The organism is Yoonia sp., assembly GCF_014859355.1.
Taxonomy (GTDB): Bacteria; Pseudomonadota; Alphaproteobacteria; order Rhodobacterales; family Rhodobacteraceae; genus Yoonia.
Genome location: NZ_JACUUJ010000044.1, coordinates 1 through 19,313, shown reverse-complemented (window position 1 = coordinate 19,313; position 19,313 = coordinate 1). Strand labels below are relative to the sequence as shown.

The 19,313-nt window shown below is 57.3% G+C and carries 18 protein-coding genes and 1 tRNA gene; 11 read left to right on the top strand and 8 right to left on the bottom strand.

All coding sequences use genetic code 11. The annotated features are described in order from the left end of the window. Nucleotides 1-13: 13 nt before the first annotated feature. From IBX59_RS12940 to IBX59_RS12920, 5 genes are all read right to left on the bottom strand, one after another. Nucleotides 14-88: transfer RNA gene (locus IBX59_RS12940), tRNA-Glu, on the bottom strand. Nucleotides 89-162: 74 nt separating this feature from the next. Beyond that, nucleotides 163-1,923 (bottom strand): single-stranded-DNA-specific exonuclease RecJ, encoded by a 1,761-nt coding sequence (gene recJ / locus IBX59_RS12935; RefSeq protein WP_296376216.1) that lies wholly within the window; start codon nucleotides 1,921-1,923, stop codon nucleotides 163-165. 85 nt (nucleotides 1,924-2,008) lie between these two features. Continuing rightward, nucleotides 2,009-2,974 (bottom strand): class II fructose-bisphosphatase, encoded by a 966-nt coding sequence (glpX, locus tag IBX59_RS12930; protein ID WP_296376214.1) that lies wholly within the window; start codon nucleotides 2,972-2,974, stop codon nucleotides 2,009-2,011. Between the two features lie 124 nt (nucleotides 2,975-3,098). Beyond that, nucleotides 3,099-4,388: a homoserine dehydrogenase gene (locus tag IBX59_RS12925; protein WP_296376211.1), complete on the bottom strand. Its 1,290-nt coding sequence runs from the start codon at nucleotides 4,386-4,388 to the stop codon at nucleotides 3,099-3,101. Between the two features lie 52 nt (nucleotides 4,389-4,440). Beyond that, the gene (locus tag IBX59_RS12920) at nucleotides 4,441-4,671 is read right to left on the bottom strand and encodes a hypothetical protein (RefSeq protein WP_296376209.1); all 231 of its coding nucleotides are present in this window, start codon (nucleotides 4,669-4,671) and stop codon (nucleotides 4,441-4,443) included. Between the two features lie 109 nt (nucleotides 4,672-4,780). On the opposite strand from IBX59_RS12920, the gene IBX59_RS12915 reads away from it, so the two are divergent. Then, complete coding sequence (locus IBX59_RS12915) at nucleotides 4,781-5,368, top strand: TetR/AcrR family transcriptional regulator (protein WP_296376207.1); 588 nt, start codon at nucleotides 4,781-4,783, stop codon at nucleotides 5,366-5,368. Between the two features lie 40 nt (nucleotides 5,369-5,408). Continuing rightward, nucleotides 5,409-5,894 (top strand): hypothetical protein, encoded by a 486-nt coding sequence (locus IBX59_RS12910; protein WP_296376206.1) that lies wholly within the window; start codon nucleotides 5,409-5,411, stop codon nucleotides 5,892-5,894. On the opposite strand, the gene IBX59_RS12905 is transcribed toward IBX59_RS12910, so the two are convergent. Genes IBX59_RS12905 through IBX59_RS12895 form a run of 3 tightly spaced genes read right to left on the bottom strand, consistent with a single transcriptional unit; the run spans nucleotide 5,891 to nucleotide 8,447 of the window. After that, nucleotides 5,891-6,487, bottom strand: coding sequence for a hypothetical protein (locus IBX59_RS12905; protein ID WP_296376204.1), 597 nt, complete (start codon nucleotides 6,485-6,487; stop codon nucleotides 5,891-5,893). The genes IBX59_RS12910 and IBX59_RS12905 overlap by 4 nt on opposite strands. Further along, nucleotides 6,484-7,014 (bottom strand): TadE/TadG family type IV pilus assembly protein, encoded by a 531-nt coding sequence (locus IBX59_RS12900; protein WP_296376202.1) that lies wholly within the window; start codon nucleotides 7,012-7,014, stop codon nucleotides 6,484-6,486. The genes IBX59_RS12905 and IBX59_RS12900 overlap by 4 nt, the downstream gene beginning before the upstream one ends. A 29-nt stretch (nucleotides 7,015-7,043) precedes the next feature. Next, nucleotides 7,044-8,447, bottom strand: a complete 1,404-nt coding sequence (locus tag IBX59_RS12895; RefSeq protein ID WP_296376199.1) for a Tad domain-containing protein — start codon at nucleotides 8,445-8,447, stop codon at nucleotides 7,044-7,046. A gap of 432 nt (nucleotides 8,448-8,879) precedes the next feature. On the opposite strand from IBX59_RS12895, the gene IBX59_RS12890 reads away from it, so the two are divergent. From IBX59_RS12890 to ribD, 9 genes are all read left to right on the top strand, one after another. Continuing rightward, nucleotides 8,880-10,319 (top strand): Glu/Leu/Phe/Val dehydrogenase, encoded by a 1,440-nt coding sequence (locus IBX59_RS12890; protein WP_296376197.1) that lies wholly within the window; start codon nucleotides 8,880-8,882, stop codon nucleotides 10,317-10,319. Between the two features lie 243 nt (nucleotides 10,320-10,562). Next, a complete protein-coding gene (locus IBX59_RS12885) occupies nucleotides 10,563-10,973 on the top strand; it encodes a TadE/TadG family type IV pilus assembly protein (protein ID WP_296376195.1) in 411 nt (136 codons plus the stop codon). Nucleotides 10,974-11,049: 76 nt separating this feature from the next. After that, complete coding sequence (locus IBX59_RS12880; RefSeq protein WP_296376192.1) at nucleotides 11,050-12,354, top strand: pilus assembly protein TadG-related protein; 1,305 nt, start codon at nucleotides 11,050-11,052, stop codon at nucleotides 12,352-12,354. A 141-nt stretch (nucleotides 12,355-12,495) separates the two neighbouring features. Beyond that, nucleotides 12,496-14,460, top strand: coding sequence for a DNA primase (gene dnaG / locus IBX59_RS12875; RefSeq protein ID WP_296376190.1), 1,965 nt, complete (start codon nucleotides 12,496-12,498; stop codon nucleotides 14,458-14,460). Nucleotides 14,461-14,588: 128 nt separating this feature from the next. Continuing rightward, complete coding sequence (gene rpoD, locus IBX59_RS12870) at nucleotides 14,589-16,574, top strand: RNA polymerase sigma factor RpoD (RefSeq protein WP_296376188.1); 1,986 nt, start codon at nucleotides 14,589-14,591, stop codon at nucleotides 16,572-16,574. A gap of 187 nt (nucleotides 16,575-16,761) precedes the next feature. Further along, nucleotides 16,762-17,166, top strand: a complete 405-nt coding sequence (locus IBX59_RS12865) for a cytochrome c (protein WP_296376186.1) — start codon at nucleotides 16,762-16,764, stop codon at nucleotides 17,164-17,166. A 54-nt stretch (nucleotides 17,167-17,220) separates the two neighbouring features. Next, nucleotides 17,221-17,388, top strand: a complete 168-nt coding sequence (locus IBX59_RS12860) for a hypothetical protein (RefSeq protein WP_296376184.1) — start codon at nucleotides 17,221-17,223, stop codon at nucleotides 17,386-17,388. Nucleotides 17,389-17,582: 194 nt separating this feature from the next. Continuing rightward, the gene (gene nrdR / locus IBX59_RS12855; RefSeq protein ID WP_296376181.1) at nucleotides 17,583-18,053 is read left to right on the top strand and encodes a transcriptional regulator NrdR; all 471 of its coding nucleotides are present in this window, start codon (nucleotides 17,583-17,585) and stop codon (nucleotides 18,051-18,053) included. Between the two features lie 8 nt (nucleotides 18,054-18,061). Continuing rightward, nucleotides 18,062-19,138, top strand: a complete 1,077-nt coding sequence (ribD, locus tag IBX59_RS12850) for a bifunctional diaminohydroxyphosphoribosylaminopyrimidine deaminase/5-amino-6-(5-phosphoribosylamino)uracil reductase RibD (RefSeq protein ID WP_296376180.1) — start codon at nucleotides 18,062-18,064, stop codon at nucleotides 19,136-19,138. The last annotated feature ends 175 nt before the right edge of the window (nucleotides 19,139-19,313 follow it).

Below are 19,313 nucleotides of genomic sequence, written 5' to 3'. Positions count from 1 at the left end.
AAACAAAACCCAATGGCAGTCCCTAGGGGAATCGAACCCCTCTTTCCAGGTTGAAAACCTGGCGTCCTAACCGATAGACGAAGGGACCGCAGTTGGTGCGCCGCTTTTAGGGAAAGCAGGCAGGACGCGCAAGGGGCTTTTTACGAATTTTGCCGCTTTTGATCAAAGCGCGCGGGCGGCATCTTCCAGCCGCAATTGCACCGACTGGCGCCCTTGCCATGTGTTGATTTCCAATCGTCCCGCCAGATGGAACCGCGCACCGTTGTGCCCCTTCAGCATCGGGCCAAGCGGGCCATCCATCGCGCCGAAACTGATCGCGTCGATCCGCGCACCTAGCCCGTCACCAAAGCTGATTTTCAGATGGTTCGCGCCGACCTGTTTGGCGAACAGAATTTGGCAGTCAGGAAAGGCAAAGCGCGGGGCGGGGGCGCCCGCACCAAAAGGCCCGGCCTGTTCGATCAAGTTCACAAGGTCCACTGTGGCCGCACCCGGCATCAAAATTCCGTCCAGCCGCAAATCGGCGGGGCCCAGTTCGCCCGCCCCCTGTTTGGCTAGCAGGTCGCCCAGCCGCGCCATCGCAGGCGCCAACTGGTCGCGCGCCACGGTCAGCCCGGCAGCCATCTTATGCCCGCCGCCCTTGATCAGCAGCCCTTCGGCTGCCACCCGCTGAATGGCAGCCCCCAGATCAATGCCCGTCACCGACCGCCCCGACCCTTTACCCTCAGCCCCGTCCAGCCCGATGACAATGGCGGGCCGGTGCGTGGCCTCTTTCAGCCGGGCGGCGACGATACCAACAACGCCGGGGTGCCAGCCTTCGCCTGCGGCCCAGACCAGCGGGCCATCCAGACCCCGCGCCGTGGCCTGCGCCAGCGCCAGTTCGCGCACTTCAGCCTCGACCACGCGGCGTTCGGTGTTCAGCTGGTCCAGCATGGTGGCCAGCGCCTCGGCCTCGTGCCGGTCGGTGGTGGACAGCAGGCGCGCGCCAAGATCAGCTTTGCCGATCCGGCCACCTGCATTGATGCGCGGACCTAACAGAAACCCAAGGTGATAGCTGCCGGGCGCCTGATCGAGCCCCGCCACATCGGCCAGCGCCGTCAACCCGATCCGTTGGCGTCGCGCCATCACCGTCAGCCCTTGCCGGACAAAGGCCCGGTTGACGCCTGTCAGCGGGGCAACGTCGGCCACGGTCGCCAAGGCGACAAGGTCCAGCAGTGCCATCAGGTCAGGCCCTTTCTGGCCGGCATCGCGCAATTGCCGGTTTGCCTCGACCAACATCAAGAACACCACAGCGGCGGCACAAAGATGCCCCAGATCGCCCGTTTCATCCTGCCGGTTCGGGTTCACAACCGCGACCGCATCGGGCAGGGTTTCGCCGCCAAGGTGATGGTCCAGCACAATCACATCCGCGCCCTTGGCTGCCGCAATGGGCTGATGAGACAGCGTGCCGCAGTCCACGCAAACAATCAGCGCATGATCGCGCGCCAGCATCCGCATCGCGTCATCATTGGGGCCGTAACCTTCGTCGATGCGATCAGGGATATAAAGTGTCGCGGTCAGCCCCATGTCGCGCAGCCATGTGATCAGCAACGCAGCAGAGGCCCCGCCATCCACATCATAATCAGCAAAGACAGCGATTTTTTCACCGCTTTTGATCGCTCCCAGGAAACGCTGCGCGGCCTTTTCCATATCGCGCAGGGCGCGCGGATCCGGCAAAAGGTCACGCAGCGTCGGGGCCAAAAAACTGGCACTCTCTTGTGCGGCCACACCCCGCCGGACCAGCGTGCGGCACAGCGCGACAGGCCGGCCGGTGGTTTGGGCCATCGCATCTGACATGCGGTCTTCTTGCGCGGATGGTCCGATCCAGCGGCGGCCCGTGGCCGATGTGCTGACCCCCAAAAACGCATGATCTTGTAGCTTGTTCATCAGCATATACTAACGAAAGGGCGCAGCTTGCGCCACGCCCTCATCTTCATCTTGGCCAAAAAACTCCCGCCGGAGGCTCCGCCGCCTACTTCGTGGGATTCCGATAGATCATGCGGCGCACCGATCCGGTTTTTGACCGCATCAGGATGGTTTCGGCGGTGACATAGCCGACCTCGCGCTTGATCCCGGGCACCAGCGATCCATCGGTCACGCCGGTTGCGGCAAAGATCACGTCGCTGGTGACCATGTCGTCACGTGTATAAACGCGGTCAAAATTGGTAATACCAGCCTTGCGCGCGCGGGCCCGTTCATCATCGTTGCGAAACATCAGACGGCCATAGATTTGCCCGCCCATGCATTTCAATGCGGCGGCAGCCAAAACCCCTTCGGGCGCGCCACCCGATCCCATATACATGTCGATGCCGGTGGTGTCCGGTTCGGCGCAATGCATCACACCTGCGACGTCACCATCGGTGATCAGACGAATCGCGGCACCCGTGCTGCGAATTTCCGCGATCATGTCTTCGTGACGGGGGCGTTCCAACACGCAAACCGTGATATCCTCGGTTGAACAGCCCTTGGCGGCAGCCAGCGCCGAAACCCGTTCGGCAGGCGACATGTCCAGCGTCACGACACCAGTGCGAAAGCCAGGCCCGATGGCCAGTTTATCCATATAGACATCAGGCGCATGCAACATGGACCCGCGCGGCCCCATGGCGATCACGGCCAGGGCGTTGGGCATATCCTTGGCGGTCAGCGTGGTGCCTTCCAAGGGGTCAAGCGCAATATCCACGCCGGGGCCCGTGCCGGTGCCGACCTCTTCACCGATGAACAGCATCGGCGCTTCGTCGCGCTCTCCTTCACCAATCACGACGACCCCTGCGATATCCAGCTTGTTCAACTGGTTGCGCATCGCATCGACAGCCGCTTGATCCGCCGCCTTTTCGTCGCCACGCCCAATCAGGCGGGCACAGGCAATTGCCGCGGCTTCGGATACGCGGGCCAGACCCAGCGAGAGGTTGCGGTCATTGAAATCAATGGGCTGTGGCATCAGAGGCATCCTTTGGTTGCATAGGGGCGGTAAAGCCTGTCCGCGCCGCCGCGACAACCCTGTTTGCGCTAAAGCAGATGAACCACAGCTCAGGCAGCCTGAAATTCTGGAATTTCAGGCGCGCTCAAACTGCTTCGATCCGGATCGCCACAGGGGTGCCTGTCACGACGCTGGTGCGTTGAAAATCGGCCAGTGCCTCTTCCAGTGCGGTGCGGGTGGTCTTGTGCGTTACGATCAGGACAGGCGCGATTGTGCGGTCGTCGTGGTTGTATTGCCGCATCCGGTCAATCGAAATGCCCGCTTCGCCCAGCACATGCGCCACTTTGGCCAGCGCACCGGGTTTGTCCAGTAACTGCAAGCGCAGATAGTAGGGTGCAGGCACCGCGGCACGGGCCGCGCGCGCATTGCGCAACGTCCGCGCAGGCTGGCCAAAGGTTGATATCCGCATGCCACGCGCAACATCGATCACATCGCCCATCACCGCACTGGCGGTCGGGCCTTCGCCCGCACCGGGGCCACGCAACACGATCTGGCCGACAGCGTCGCCTTCCAGCACGACCATATTCGTACCGCCCTGCAATTGCCCAAGCGGCGATGTGTCTGGCACCAGACAGGGCGACATGCGCTGTTCCAGCCCGCGCCCCGTCATCTGTGCCACGCCCAGCAACTTGATCTTGAACCCCATGTCAGCGGCTTGGCGAATATCGTCAATCGTGATCGATCCGATCCCTTCCAACTCGACCGCATCGAAATTCACCTGCGTGCCAAAGGCGATCGCGGCAAGCAGCGCCAGCTTGTGCCCCGCATCAATACCGCCCACGTCCAGCTGGGGGTCGGCCTCCAGATAGCCCAGCGCGTTGGCTTCATCAAAGACAGCGTCGTAACTCAGGCCCGCGTCTTCCATCCGGGTCAGAATGTAATTGCAGCTGCCGTTCATCACGCCCATCACGCGGGTGATTGCATTGCCAGCCAAGCCTTCGGTCAGGGCCTTGACCACGGGGATCCCGCCAGCCACCGCCGCTTCGAACCGGATCACGCGGCCTGCGGCCTCGGCCATTTCAGCCAGCGCCTGCCCGTGGATCGCCAAAAGCGCCTTGTTAGCTGTGACAACATCCTTGCCCGCCGCAATCGCGGCTTCGGTGGCGTCCTTTGCGGGGCCTTCAGAACCACCCATGACCTCGATGAACAGATCGACATCATCCCGCATCGCCAGTGCAACGGGGTCGTCTTCCCAGGCGTAACCGGACAGATCGACACCACGGTCCTTGGTCCGTGACCGCGCCGAGACCGCGCTGATCACAATGGGACGCCCCGCGCGTTTTTCCAGCAGGTCCGCATGCGCTTGCACAATGCGCACTATACCGACACCCACGGTGCCAAGACCTGCAATTCCAAGGCGCAATGGTTCTGTCATCGGGGTATCCGTTGTAAAGTTTCGTCGCAGCGGTGTTAGCGAATAGGGCGGGCTACTGCAACGCGGCGATGTCGGTTTCGCGCAAAAGGTCTGCACGGTCTTGCAAAGCGGCAATGCGGGCCTGCATAACGGCATGGTCGGGGGCGGCGCCCTCTGGCGGTAATGCGGGCAGCGGTGTTAACCGAGGATATGGCGCGTTGCGCGCGGCGTCACTGATCGTCGCGTCCAAGGCCGGGAACTGGGCGCAAGCACCAAGACAGATCAGAAAACACAGCAGGCGCATCGGTTTTTCCAAGGTTATAGCGACGTTGGACTGTATCCGCCACCCGCCCCAAAGCGCAAGTATCCCAACAAGGCTTTTCAAATGAACGATTGTTCAGTTAGATGCAGTCATGGCGCGCAAACAGGGTTCACATTCCGAAATTACCGGCCCCCGGGTTCTGGAGGCGGCATTGCGCCTGATTGCGCGGCATGGTTATGCAGCCGTGTCGATGCGCCAGATCGCGGCCGAGGTCGGCGTGCAGGCCGGTGCCCTTTATAATTATACGCCCGACAAGCAAAGCCTTCTGTTCGATCTGATGCGCCACCATATGGTTGAATTGCTTGATGCGCTTGCAGAAGCGGACCTGACCGGGGACGCGCTGTCGCGGCTCAAGGGGTTTACGCAATTTCACATCCGGTTTCATTTGCCCCGGTCTGATCAGGTTTTTGTATCCTATATGGAACTGCGCAATCTCGTGCCTCAAAATTTCACCGCAATCGAGACAATGCGCCGCGAGTATGAAGACGCTCTTGAAAACATTTTGCGCGCCGGTGAGGCCGAGGGCGTTTTTGCGGTGCCCGACACCCGCGTTGCCACCATGGCGCTGATTGCCATGTTGACTGGATTAAGCCATTGGTATCGTGAAGGCGGGCGCCTTGCCATGCCGGTAATCGAACAGATTTATTGGGATCTGGTGCGCAAATCCGTAGCAGTATAAGGCGTGCCACTGCCCGCGTGTCCCACGAAAGGAAATGGCGATGTTTACCGCAGATGAAACTGGCGTTTACGCAAGGGTCGAGGCGTCACCCGCGCGGCGTTTTTTTGCGATTACCGTGTTGTTCGGATTGGGTGCGCTTTTTCTCTACTATGGGCTTGTGGAACCGCTGCCTGTGAAATGGATGATTGTGACGCTGGCCCTTGGGGGGATGACATTATGGTGGGCGGAAAAATTGCGTCGTGCGACGCGTGCGACCATTGAACTGACCGAAGAGGAATTGCGCGACACTTCAGGGAAGGTTCTGGCCCGGATCGAAGATATTCGTGCGGTTGAACGCGGCGCACTTTCGTTCAAACCGTCGAACGGCTTTTCACTGGTGTTGTCCGCGCCCCAGCCGCGATCATGGTCTCCGGGGCTATGGTGGCGGATCGGTCGGCGCGTGGGCGTTGGCGGTGTAACATCAGGGGGCCAGGCAAAATTCATGGCAGAACAAATTGCGTTTCGCCTGTCGCAGCGTGAAAGCTAACCGCAAATCGCATCAATCAGCGCGGTATCGTCAAAGCAGATCGTGCTAAGAAATCGTGGCGAAATCACTGTAAACGAACGGAAATCCACGTCATCAAGATTGGTTTGCAGAAAAGGTCCAAAGCCGATTGAAAACGGCGCAGTATATTTCGCACTTGTTTCGACCAGAATTGATTTTTTTCCGTCCGCCATCAGCGGTAGCGCGGTGCGCATATTTTTGAGATCGGCATCGTCTAATGTCTTTAGCATGCCACGCTGTTCCGACCAGACCAGGCGATAGGAATCGTCTGAGGCGCGATACTTGAACACGCTAACACGAATGGCGGCGTTCGGATCAAAACGGGTCAGAACGCGCAGCACTTCGCGCATACTGTCGATATAGCCGGAATCGACGGGCACCCGTTCCCGGCTGATCATGTCGGCAAGTGTCAATCCGGCACGGGTGTTGACAGATTCCGCACGATAGGCGTCGAAATACACAAAGGTTGATAACAGTGCCCAAACAAGCATCGGGACCACCAGCAACAATTCGATGGCGACCACACCGTCTTCTTCTTCACGAAACCGGGCCAGGAGTGCAAGGAATTTGATCATTGGAAAGGTTCGATCACAAAGGCCGCCGTTGTTACCAAGGCATAAGATCCCTTTGCGGCTGGGTTGTCGTTGCTTTCAGCCACCGCTTTGCCAAGGCCCGTTGTGGGCAACACGGGGTCAAATCGGGCGCAAACCCGTAGGATCAGCAATTCATTGCTGGTGCCATTTGTAAACTGCACCACCGGTTGCACCTCTGCGTCGCGGTCGATGCAGCGGATGACATTGCTCATCTGGGTCCAGCTGCGCGGATTGCGGCGCACCATTTCCAACTCCAACTGGTTGGTGCAGTCGGGTATGATGGCGGCAACCTCGCAAATCCGGTCGCGCAGGTTTTCACGGGTTGGGTTCGCGATCGTGCCGATGCGGACATCGCGCACGGCAATATCGACACCGCGTTCCAGCATCACATGGCGCAATGACATGATGCCGCTTTCATAGGTCATTAGAAAAAACAGCATGAAAACCGGAAATACCAGAACGAATTCGATCGTCACGTTACCGTCTTCAGATGCCCGGAAGCGTTTCAACCAGGCACGGCTTTTCTGGCGTGGGTTTGTCACAGGCTCAGCCTCAGGTCGGTGATCTGTTCGGCAATGTCTTCGAAAACGTCGACAAGACCAGCGCCGCTTGCGGGGAAATACATCGAGGGGTCCGATGCGCAGTTGCGCATCTGTGTGGCACCCGCACCCGAGACCTCAAAGGCGACTGTATACACTTCGACATTGCGGCTGGGATGTTTTGCGAGGCTGCAAATCTGGTTAAACCGGTTCACGTTGACACCTGCCGATGCAATTTCACGGCCGCGCTTTGAATCTTTGTTCGTACCGATGGCAGAGGTCAGGTTGGATTTGTCAGTGGGCATCTTGGGCCGAAATTGCTGTGTGATGGCGCCGTCTGTCATCAGCACAATGATCTTTTTGGTTTCCTTGTCATCCCACGGCGCGGGACGGTTCTTGAATTCATCAGGCAGCAAGGCGGGGTTGACCGCGTTCAGATGTGCAAAGGCTGGTTGCGTCGCCGGGTCAAGTGCCGCCAAGGCATATTTCATGCCGTAATGTGTGCCCGTTCCGTCATGCATACGGATGCCGTCAATGAACGTTGCAACCTCGGCTGCGTCGGTCATGGCATAGCGGATCGCTGAAACATCCTGTGGGCACCACCCCCAATCCATCACAGCAGGCGCGATGGCCCAGACCATAAAGTGTGGCACCTGATCCCGCCCTTTGCCGGGCAGGCCTGACGTTCCCCAATCGCTATCCTCAAAATCCAGGCAGGACGACACCTGCGGGAACAGGACATCATCAGCCGTCCCCAATTTGCCGTCAGGCCCATTATCGATGACCGGGGTCGCGTATCTTTTGCCGTTCAAAAAGTCGAACATTTCTGGCCCGGGGTTCGTCATGCCGGCATAAGGAATAATATTCAGCGTGATCTGTCCGCCATTTTTGGGGTCCAGCACCTTGTTGGCAAAGGCTTTTGCCGCTTTTTGCATGTCGCCAAAGCGCCCTTTGGACGTCGATCCGCCATTCCGCATAGAACCCGATATATCCAGAACAAGCGAAATTTCGACCTTGCCGATACCTTCGATTGCGGCGGCTTCGGCCGGTGCGGAAAGCGTGTCCATGCCAATCAGGCGCAGGTAAAAAGTATTGATATCAAGTTCCGATTTAACCCTGACAGAGCGCGAGTTGCCTTTATCCACCACAATCGGTTCGCCGACGATCGCATCGGCGAACCCCGCCTTTTCAAAGTAGTCAATAACAACCTGCTTGGAATCGATCGTTTGGCTTAAGTTGGCGGCGGCAAGAACCGCACGGTCGGACACGCTTTGCAATTGGGCGCGTCGCGATTCAAACCGCATGAAGTCAACAGCCATCCCACCCATCACCAACATGACGATCAGTAAAAGAAGCGACAAAACGATGATCCCGCCATCCTCGTTTTTGCGAAATGTGCGCAAAGCAGAGAGAACCTGACCGGAAGCGCGCCTTGATCCTGGCGTGTGCGTGTGAAATTTCAACATTTGTGTCTACCGCAAAGGATTAAAAAGATACCGATCCCGCGCCGGTAGATGAATGCCACGCGACGAGAGATTAATTTATCATTCATCCTCTGCGGTGGCATTTGGGCAATTTCTGGGCGCATCTTTGGCCATTTTGTCACAATTTTGCAGGGTTCGCGTAAATCTTGCGCGGGCCCGCAGACTGTCACGTATTGTAAGACAATGACCGTGCGGGCGATTGTTCTGCCGTCAGCGGATTTGCAAGAGATTCGACCTTATTTCAAAAAATGCCTGTTTTTTGAACGTCTCCTTACGAATCGGCGTTATGGTGGGCAGGGGGTATTTGGTGCCAGCACACAGCGGCAAGCCCCGGATCAGGAAGGAAAAGATATGACAGTGCAACAGCCCATTCAGGAACCGAGTTTTCGCGAGTCTGTTGATCTGATGTTCAATCGTGCAGTGGCGCTAATGGATCTTAGCCCCGGGCTTGAGGAAAAAATCAGAGTTTGTAACGCGACATATACCGTGCGTTTCGGGGTACGTTTGCGCGGGGCTATCCATACCTTTACGGGCTATCGGTCGGTCCATTCGGAACATATGGAGCCGGTAAAGGGTGGTATCCGTTACGCCATGGCGGTCAATCAGGATGAGGTGGAGGCGCTGGCGGCGCTGATGACATATAAATGTGCCTTGGTTGATGCCCCCTTTGGCGGGTCAAAAGGGGGGTTGCGGATCAATCCTGCGGATTGGGAAGAACATGAACTGGAACTCATTACCCGTCGTTTCGCCTATGAACTGATCAAGCGTGACCTGATCAACCCCGCACAAAACGTGCCTGCCCCTGACATGGGAACAGGTGAACGCGAAATGGCGTGGATTGCGGACCAATATAAACGCATGAACACCACCGACATCAATGGCGCGGCGTGTGTCACGGGCAAACCGACCAATGCCGGTGGTATCGCTGGCCGGGTCGAGGCAACGGGACGGGGGGTGCAATATGCGCTGCGCGAATTCTTCCGTTATCCCGAAGATGTCGCCAAGGCGCATTTGTCCGGCAAACTGGAAGGCAAGCATATCATCGTGCAGGGTTTGGGTAATGTGGGGTATCACGCCGCAAAGTTCCTTTGCGAAGAAGATGGCGCCAAGATTATTGGCATCATCGAACGTGACGGCGCACTGTATAATGAAAACGGGCTGGATGTCGAAGCGGTGCGCGCGTGGATCGTCAAACACGGAGGGGTGACCGGTTACCCCGATGCAGAACACCGTGTCGCGGGGGCAGAGCTGCTTGAGGCAGAATGTGACATCCTGATTCCGGCCGCGCTGGAAGGGGTTATCAACCTGGGGAATGCCGACCGGATCAAGGCGCCACTGATCATCGAGGCGGCAAATGGTCCGGTCACTGCCGGCGCTGATGCTATCTTGCGCGAAAAAGGCTGCGTCATCATCCCTGATATGTATGCCAACGCGGGCGGTGTCACTGTGTCCTATTTTGAATGGGTCAAGAACCTGTCGCATATCCGCTTTGGCCGGATGCAGCGCAGGCAAGAGGAATCGCGCCACCAACTTGTTGTGGACGAGCTGGAAAGATTATCGGCGGACAAGCATCTGGGCTGGACGATTTCGCCGGGGTTCAAGGAAAAATACCTGCGCGGCGCTGATGAGATTGAACTGGTCCGTTCCGGCTTGGATGACACGATGCGGGCAGCCTATCAGGCGATGCGGGCGGTCTGGTATGAGCGCGATGATGTGGATGATCTGCGCACTGCGGCCTATCTGGTGTCGATTCGCAAAGTGGCTGACAGCTATCGCGCAAAAGGACTTTAACGCCGGCGGCAGACCGGGTTTCCAGATCAAATGAACGCCGCATGAACGGTTGAGTTGCGGCGTTCACCTTTTGTTAATTTTAGATTCATTCTGCATTAATTTTCAATTAACCCAATGTTAATTATGCATAAAATCAAAGAGTGAGAAAGGCCCCGCCACGCATTTGACACATTCGCGCCCCAATCGAAGGTTACGCAAAGTCGTCTAAAAAAAGTCAGTGGGATTAGCCCAAGGGTGACGAAAATGCTTAATGCAACGCGAAACTGGATGCGGCGCTTTTCCAGAAACGAAGATGGAAGTGCGACAATCGAATCCTTGTTCTGGATTCCAGTGTTTGTCTATTTCCTGGTTCTTGTTCTAGATGTTTCTTTCATCTTTTTCGGCAAGGCACAGGTGCTTCAGGTCGTACAAGATGCCAACAGGGCGCTGTCGATCAATGTTCTGACCACAGAGGAAGAGACAGAGGAATTTGTCCGCACGTCGTTGTTGAATTACGCGACCCACGCCTTGATCAACTCTCGGATTGATCTGCAAACGGGTGTGGTCACAACCGATGTCTTGGTGCCTGCGTCTGACTTTATGGTCGTCGGGTCAATTCCGGTATTCGGCAGCACCATGATCCCGATTTCTGCACAGCATTTTCTGGAACGGTAAGGTGGTATTAGCGATGACACTTCATAAGCAATTTTTGAAATCAAAAGAATATTTTCTGTGCCGTGAAGACGGCGGAATGACAATTTTAGGATTGTATTTTTTCCTTTTCATGGCGATTTTTGGGGCATTCGCGGTGGACGGGATGAATATTTCTGCATCACAAGTACACCTGCAAAAGGCCGCAGATCAGGCCGCGCATGCGGCACTTTATAATATGTCCTACATGGGAAATGACCCTGCCAAGGCCGATCTGGCCAAGGAAAAGGCGATTGAGGTCGTTTCGGCAACTCTCCCGCCTGCGCGGTTTGGCACATCGATCGAAATTTCCGACATTACGTTTGGCCAATTTGACCACGCCACCCGTGCGTTTACCCCAGACCCGACATCCACATCTGCGGTGATGGCAGAAACAAGTTTCTCGCGCGGGCGCCTGAACGCGCTGAACACCTTTTTGTTCAAGCTGATCGGTTTCGATTCTTTCGACATTACGCGGCGTGCGGTTTACGAAACATATCAGCCCGGTTGCTTGCGCGAAGGGTTTTTGGGCGAAGATATTGTGGCCGTGAACTCAAACAACAATTTCGCAAATGGCTTTTGCATTCACTCCAACACGCATGTTTCCTTGAACAACAACAACCAGTTTGAGGCAGGCACAATCGTGTCGATGGCGGATCTGGGCACGCTGGATCTGCCCGCCTCTGGGTTTACAACAAACGATGGGTTGAAAGCAGCGCTGCGCGAAGGCACGATGAACTTGCGCATTCTGAACCGCATCGAGCATATGATCGCGCTTTATAGCGACCCTGACGCAAACGTCCCCGGCGACACGCCGCGTTTGCCTCATTACATCGTCGACAAAGCCGCCAAACCAGAAAAGTTGTTGCCAAAGGCCAACAAGTTGGAAACTGCCGATCTGGAAGAAGGAAAAGTGTATCTTGTCAGCTGCAAGAACAAGAACGTGACGATTGACGCAAATACGACAATGCGCAAGGTCGTCATCATCTCTGACTGCGATATGACTTTTGGCAACGGGATCAACGGCAGTTCATTCGAGGATGTCATGATCCTGACATCTTCGACCAGTTCGACGTCAATTTCGGCACCTGCGGCCTTGCGGGTCGGGGCAATGGATAACTGCAAGGACGGTGGCGGTGCGGTCATCGCGTCGCTGGGCGGGATGAAGTTTGCTTCTGGTATTGAAATGTATGGCTCTCAGTTTCTTGCAAAAGGCCCGATCGAATTCACGTCCAATGCTGTCGGCGAAGGGTCTTCGCTGATTTCGGGTCAGACAATCTATGGGACATCGAACATGGATATGAAGCTGTGCGGCAATGGCACAGGCGATTCCTTGGAAATGGATTATTTCCGTCTTGTATTTTAAGCAGCGTTTGTGCTGACGATGAAAGGGCGCCCCCATTAACGGGGCGCCTTTTGACGTTTTTGCGCCTAACAGCAGGATCAGGGCTGAGACACTGCACAAGAACCGATTGGCCTTTGTCTTTGAATCGCGGATACTGTCGCTATGAGTCTCCCCCCCGGTTTCCTTGATGAATTGCGTAATCGCCTGTCCCTAGGGCAGGTTGTTGGCCGTAAAGTCATGTGGGACACCCGCAAATCCAATCAAGGCAAGGGTGATCTGTGGGCACCTTGTCCGTTTCATCAGGAAAAAAGCGCCAGTTTTCACGTCGATGACCGCAAGGGATTTTACTATTGCTTTGGCTGTCACGCCAAGGGCGACGCGATTTCCTTTGTCCGCGAAACCGAAAATGTGGATTTCATGGAGGCGGTCAAGATCTTGGCCGCAGAAGCTGGAATGCCCGTTCCTGAACGCGATCCGCAGGCCCAACAGAAAGCCGATGCGCGCGCGGCGCTGGTTGATGTGATGGAACAGGCGGTGCAGTGGCACCGCCTGCAATTGCAAACCGCCGTTGCCGCGGACGCACGCGACTATCTGGCCCGGCGTGGCCTGTCGGTAAAGGCACAGGAGCGGTGGGAAATCGGTTTTGCCCCGGCGAATGGTGGTGCCCTGGCGCATCTGGTTGGAAAGGGGGTGGACCCGAAACTGGTTGTCGCCGCCGGGATTGCTGCTGAAAAAGACTATGGCGGCGGGCTGTACGACCGGTTTCGCGGGCGGATCATGTTCCCGATTCGGGATGCACGCGGGCGGGCCATCGGGTTTGGCGGCCGCGCGATGGACCCCAACCATCCGGCCAAATATTACAATTCGCCTGAAACGCCGCTGTTTGACAAAGGGCGCAGCCTTTATAATCACGGCCCCGCACGTGAGTCGGCAGGCAAGGGTAAACCTTTGGTCGTGGCCGAAGGGTATATGGATGTGATCGCCCTGTCAGAGGCCGGATTTACCGCCACCGTGGCCCCGCTTGGCACAGCGATCACCGAAGACCAGTTACGCATGCTTTGGCGCATTGCGGACGAACCGGTCATCGCGCTGGATGGGGATACCGCCGGTTTGCGGGCGGCCATGCGGTTGATCGACATTGCGTTGCCGCTGCTGGAGGCTGGCAAATCGTTGCGGTTTGCCCTGATGCCTGCTGGATTGGACCCCGATGATCTGATCAAATCCCAAGGCGCGGATGCGATGCAAAAGCTGTTGGATGCCGCCATCCCCTTGGTTCAACTGCTGTGGCGGCGTGAAACCGAGGGCAAGGTTTTCGATAGCCCGGAACGAAAGGCGGCGTTGGACAAGGCGCTGCGTGAAAAGATCAAGTTGATTGCCGACCCGTCGCTGCGGGGGCATTACGGCGAGGCCATCAAACAGATGCGCTGGGCGTTGTTCAGCGCCCGCAAACCGGCGCAACGCAAGGGCCCTGCGCGCGCGTGGGGGCGCAACCAAGACCCGTGGAGGCGCGATGTCAGTCCGGTCGCTACAAGCAAGATGTCTGCGCTGGGTCTTGGCGCTGCCGACGAAAACCACCTGCGCGAAGCGGTGATCCTTGCAACCTTGATTACTGCCCCGCAAGTGGCGCTAGAGTTCGAAACCGCGTTGGAGCAATTAGAGAGCCGCGACCCTGCCCACCGGACCATTCAGGCAAGTTTGCTGCACCATCTGGGCGCGGCAGACTTGTGGGCCGCGATTGCCGCTGATCTGGGCGATGGCCCCCTTGAAAAGCTTATAAATCAGAACCATGTCAGCATCAGCCCCGCAATCCGCCGCCGGGGCGACGCGGATGTGGCCCGCATGTGTCTGGCGGAAGAATTTGCCAAGCTGGCAGCCCGTCGTGGCTATGCCCGCGAGATTGAAGACGCCGTAGAAGATCTGAACGGTGTCGCGGACGAAGGGGTGACTTGGCGGTTGGCACAAGCCTCTGCTGCGGTGGACCGCGCCGGGCGCGGCAATAACGAGGATCAGGCCGAATATGACCTTGCCGACAATGGCACACGCATGAAAAGAGAAGAGCGCAATGCATTGGACCAGCTTCTTGATCAAATCCTCTCTGGCAAGGGAGGGGGAGGGGCTGGCACTTGAGTTGCGCAACATAGTTTGAAAATAAGGCTGGATGCCGGTTGCGAATCATACGGTGACGGGTTTGATTCGACCAAGACCGAATCGGCCGAATGACATCGGCAACGAATCATTGCTGGAGAGGGCCCTGAATGGCTGCGAAAGACACAGACGATCTTAAAAATGCGGACCATGACGGGGATATCAGTCTGGACATGAGCCAGGCCGCCGTCAAAAAGATGATCGCTGATGCGCGGGAACGCGGCTATATCACCTATGATCAGCTGAACGCGGTTCTGCCACCCGAACAAGTATCGTCGGATCAGATCGAAGATGTGATGTCGATGCTATCGGAAATGGGCATTCAAGTCACCGAAGAAGAAGAATCCGAAGAAAGCGAAGAGCCGCAGGGCAGCACCGATGTGGCCACCATCGCAGGATCACGCGATGTGGTCATCGGCGGGGCCGAGGCTGAAAAGCTGGACCGCACCGATGACCCTGTGCGCATGTATCTGCGCGAAATGGGCAGCGTTGAACTGCTGTCGCGTGAAGGCGAAATTGCCATCGCCAAACGGATCGAGGCGGGCCGCAACACGATGATTCTCGGGCTGTGCGAAAGCCCTCTGACCTTTCAAGCGATCACGATCTGGCGTGACGAATTGCTGTCTGAAGATATTTTGCTGCGCGACGTGATCGACCTTGAAGCAACCTTTGGAAACCAGTTGGGCGATGAAGGCGACGAACAAACGGTCGTCGCGGCCACGGTGACGGGCACGGCTCCTGCCGAAAAAACGGAAACAGAAGAGCTTGACGCCGACGGCAACCCTATTGCCAAAGATGACGACGACGAAGACGACGAACAGGCAAACATGTCGCTTGCCGCAATGGAGGCCGCGCTGAAACCGCGCGTGCTGGAAACGCTGGAAGTCATTGCACGCGACTTTGCCATGCTCAGCGACATGCAAGATGCCCGCATGTCGGCGACCCTGAACGAAGATTCGTCTTTTTCGTCCAAGGATGAAAAGAAATACCAAAAGCTGCGGTCTGAAATCGTCGAGATGGTGAATTCGCTGCACCTTCATAACAACCGGATCGAAGCTCTGATCGACCAGCTTTATGGGATCAACCGCCGGATCATGGCGATTGACAGCGCTATGGTCAAACTCGCCGATCAGGCCCGCATCAACCGCCGTGAATTTGTTGACGCTTATCGCGGGCGCGAATTGGACCCGAACTGGCTCGAAGACATGGCCGAAAAGTCCGGGCGCGGCTGGCAAATGCTGGTGGAAAAATCGACCGGTAAAATCGAAGAGCTGCGTGGCGATATGGCCCAGGTGGGGCAATATGTTGGTGTTGATATCACGGAATTCCGCCGCATCGTGCAGCAGGTTCAAAAGGGCGAAAAAGAAGCGCGTCAGGCCAAGAAAGAAATGGTCGAGGCGAACCTGCGTCTGGTGATCTCGATCGCCAAGAAATATACCAACCGCGGTTTGCAGTTCCTTGATCTGATCCAGGAAGGCAACATCGGCCTGATGAAGGCGGTGGATAAATTCGAATATCGCCGCGGCTATAAATTCAGCACCTATGCAACATGGTGGATTCGTCAGGCGATCACACGCTCGATTGCTGATCAGGCGCGCACCATCCGTATTCCGGTGCATATGATCGAAACCATCAATAAACTGGTGCGCACCGGCCGCCAGATGCTACATGAAATTGGCCGCGAACCCACCCCAGAGGAATTGGCAGAAAAACTGCAAATGCCGCTGGAAAAGGTCCGTAAGGTGATGAAAATCGCCAAGGAGCCGATATCGCTTGAAACACCGATCGGCGATGAGGAAGACAGCCAGCTTGGCGATTTCATTGAAGACAAGAACGCCGTGCTGCCGTTGGACAGTGCAATTCAGGAAAACCTGAAGGAAACGACGACCCGCGTGCTTGCATCCCTGACCCCGCGCGAGGAACGTGTGCTGCGGATGCGGTTTGGCATCGGGATGAACACCGACCACACACTTGAGGAAGTCGGCCAGCAGTTCAGCGTGACGCGCGAACGCATTCGCCAGATCGAAGCAAAGGCGCTGCGCAAGCTCAAGCATCCAAGCAGGTCGCGCAAGCTGCGCAGTTTTCTGGACCAGTAACACAAGCGCCCCCGGAAACGGGGGCGTTTTTGACTGGTGGCTCTGGCATTATCCGAAATTGAGCAAAATCAATCGCTGTCAGCGTGGCGCGGCTATGCAGGTGGGGCACGCGCCTGTGGCCTGAGTTGTGATTTGTCACCTTTTGCGTGCGCCGTTTTAGCCAAGCGTTTTCGCAAAGGAGAAAGCCATGCGATTTGCACCAATTCTGACATCGGCCATTCTGTTCGGATCGATCTTCGCAACCAATGTCATCGCCCTCGAATCCGGAGAGGCGCTGTATAACGACGCATGCGCCACTTGCCATGGTGCCGCTGGTATGGGCGAGGGGCCACTGGCGGAATATATGACGGTTGATGTGCCAAACCTGACGCAGTTAAGCGTTCGCAATGATGGTGTGTTTCCCATGCTGGCGGTGATCCAGACAATTGACGGGCGCACCGGTATCCGGGGGCATGGTTCGGAAATGCCAGTCTGGGGGCGCCAGTTCAAGGCAGAAACACTGGCAGGATCCGGTATATACGGCAGCGAAGTTTACGCACGCGGGAAGGTTCTGTCGCTGGCCTACTATCTGGAATCCATTCAGGAAGAATAGTGTCAATTGCGGCGTCTGCTCTTTGGACTAAATGATCGAAAAGAGAAAATTAATATGAAAACAATAGCACGCATCATTGGTGTCATTTTTGCAATGGCGCTGGCGGGTTGTGAAGATACGGATCGCTATCCGCTGACAGATGCAGAATGCGGCCCCGATGATCCGGTTCTGCAGATGGGGTCAGGTGATTGTTACGTGCCGCCCATGATCGGCGGTATCTAAAGGCTGACACCGGCTTTTTGGTGTGACGGACCGCAGCTGAGCTGCTATTTGCCCGTCATCTTGGGGTGTGCGGCGCGCAGATTTGCCCCTCTATGTGGGGGGGTAAATTGCCCCCTACCCAAAACCTGTGTGTCTACCTATAGTGGCTGTGGATAACTGGGGGACCAGCCCCAAGACAGCAACAAGGACCACCCATGCGCTGCCCATTTTGTGGAAATGTTGATACTCAGGTCAAAGATAGCCGCCCTGCCGAAGATCATGTCGCCATCCGCCGCCGGCGTCTATGTCCCGCGTGCGGCGGGCGGTTTACGACCTATGAAAGGGTGCAACTGCGCGATCTGGTCGTGATTAAATCCAATGGCCGGCGCGAAGATTTCGACCGCCCGAAACTGGAACGGTCGATCCGCATCGCGCTGCAAAAACGCCCCGTGGAACCGGAACGCATGGATCAGATGATTAGCGGTATCGTCCGCCGTCTGGAAAGCCTGGGTGAAACAGATATTCCGTCCGGCACGATTGGTGAAATCGTGATGGAAAGCCTCGCGCGGATTGATACGGTGGCCTATGTACGCTTTGCCAGCGTGTATAAGAATTTTCAGGCTGCTGACGATTTTGACAAATTTGTCAGCGAATTGCGCCCGGACGCCCCCGCAGAAGACCAGTGAACGCCGTGATGGATGCCCGTTTCATGGCGCTGGCGCTAAGCTTGGGGCGCCGCGGCATGGGGCGTGTCTGGCCGAACCCGGCAGTGGGTTGTGTTATTGTGCGCGATGGCCGGATCGTGGGACGGGGTAACACCGCCGATGGCGGCAGGCCCCACGCAGAGCCTGTTGCACTGGCGCAGGCAGGGCAACAGGCCCGTGGTGCCACGGCCTATGTTTCGTTAGAACCTTGCGCACATCACGGTCAGACGCCGCCTTGCGCCAATGCCCTGATCTCTGCCGGTGTGGCGCGCGTCGTGATTGCCAGCACCGACCCGGATCCGCGTGTGGCGGGGCGTGGCATTGCGATGCTGCGCGCCGCTGGCATTTGTGTGGACACCGGTGTTTTGGAACAGCAGGCGCGGCTGGATCATGCGGGATTTTTCCTGCGGATAGGTGAAAATCGCCCCTATGTGACGCTGAAACTGGCAGGCACTTTAGATGGGCGGATTGCCACGGCGTCGGGTGAAAGCCAGTGGATTACTGGGCCAGAGGCGCGACGTGCGGTCCACCTGATGCGGGCGCGCCATGATGCTGTGATGGTGGGCGCTGGCACAGTGCGTGCGGATGATCCGGCGCTTACCGTGCGCGGCATGGGCGTCTTTCGCCAACCGGTGCGGGTGGTGGTGTCGCGCGCGATGAAAATCCCCAGCACGGCGCAATTGGCGCGGACGGCTCGGGATGTGCCGGTTTGGCTATGCCATGGGGCCAAAGCGGATGTCACGGACTGGACAGAAAAAGGGGCGGTCAGCCTGCGCTGCGACGTCCGCGCGGGGCAGGTTGATCCGGCGTCAGCCATGGCGGCCCTTGCCGCACGCGGGGTGACGCGCGTGTTTTGCGAAGGCGGCGGTATGCTGGCGGCATCGCTTTTGTCAGCAGATCTGGTTGATGCCTTGGTGGTTTTTTCCGCCGGGCGTGTCATTGGTGCGGAAGGCACGCCAGCCTTGGCGGCGATGGGGGTGGACAAGTTGGATGCCGCACCACGGTTCAAACTGGATCAGGTGCAGCGGGTTGGCGGTGACATCATGCACCGCTGGTTGCGCGCCTAGCGCCATAAAAACGGATAGCCGGCAAACACGCCTTGCAATTTCGCAAGACAGCGGTTCATCCGGCCCGGCGCGGGGATATCGTTGTTTTCTAACCGGTCCACGATCACCTCGACCGGGCAGGGCAGGCCGGTGACGGGGTCATAATAGCGGGGGTAGACGATCAAAGCGGCATGGA

What these genes read in the sequence shown, in the direction of transcription:
- IBX59_RS12915 (WP_296376207.1), top strand. Translation starts at nt 4,781, where the DNA reads ATGGCGCGCAAACAGGGTTCACATTCCGAAATTACCGGCCCCCGGGTT.
- IBX59_RS12920 (WP_296376209.1), bottom strand. Translation starts at nt 4,671, where the DNA reads ATGCGCCTGCTGTGTTTTCTGATCTGTCTTGGTGCTTGCGCCCAGTTC.
- IBX59_RS12880 (WP_296376192.1), top strand. Translation starts at nt 11,050, where the DNA reads ATGACAATTTTAGGATTGTATTTTTTCCTTTTCATGGCGATTTTTGGG.
- recJ (WP_296376216.1), bottom strand. Translation starts at nt 1,923, where the DNA reads ATGAACAAGCTACAAGATCATGCGTTTTTGGGGGTCAGCACATCGGCC.
- IBX59_RS12890 (WP_296376197.1), top strand. Translation starts at nt 8,880, where the DNA reads ATGACAGTGCAACAGCCCATTCAGGAACCGAGTTTTCGCGAGTCTGTT.
- IBX59_RS12860 (WP_296376184.1), top strand. Translation starts at nt 17,221, where the DNA reads ATGAAAACAATAGCACGCATCATTGGTGTCATTTTTGCAATGGCGCTG.
- ribD (WP_296376180.1), top strand. Translation starts at nt 18,062, where the DNA reads ATGGATGCCCGTTTCATGGCGCTGGCGCTAAGCTTGGGGCGCCGCGGC.
- IBX59_RS12885 (WP_296376195.1), top strand. Translation starts at nt 10,563, where the DNA reads ATGCTTAATGCAACGCGAAACTGGATGCGGCGCTTTTCCAGAAACGAA.
- IBX59_RS12925 (WP_296376211.1), bottom strand. Translation starts at nt 4,388, where the DNA reads ATGACAGAACCATTGCGCCTTGGAATTGCAGGTCTTGGCACCGTGGGT.
- nrdR (WP_296376181.1), top strand. Translation starts at nt 17,583, where the DNA reads ATGCGCTGCCCATTTTGTGGAAATGTTGATACTCAGGTCAAAGATAGC.
- IBX59_RS12865 (WP_296376186.1), top strand. Translation starts at nt 16,762, where the DNA reads ATGCGATTTGCACCAATTCTGACATCGGCCATTCTGTTCGGATCGATC.
- IBX59_RS12905 (WP_296376204.1), bottom strand. Translation starts at nt 6,487, where the DNA reads ATGATCAAATTCCTTGCACTCCTGGCCCGGTTTCGTGAAGAAGAAGAC.
- glpX (WP_296376214.1), bottom strand. Translation starts at nt 2,974, where the DNA reads ATGCCACAGCCCATTGATTTCAATGACCGCAACCTCTCGCTGGGTCTG.
- dnaG (WP_296376190.1), top strand. Translation starts at nt 12,496, where the DNA reads ATGAGTCTCCCCCCCGGTTTCCTTGATGAATTGCGTAATCGCCTGTCC.
- IBX59_RS12910 (WP_296376206.1), top strand. Translation starts at nt 5,409, where the DNA reads ATGTTTACCGCAGATGAAACTGGCGTTTACGCAAGGGTCGAGGCGTCA.
- rpoD (WP_296376188.1), top strand. Translation starts at nt 14,589, where the DNA reads ATGGCTGCGAAAGACACAGACGATCTTAAAAATGCGGACCATGACGGG.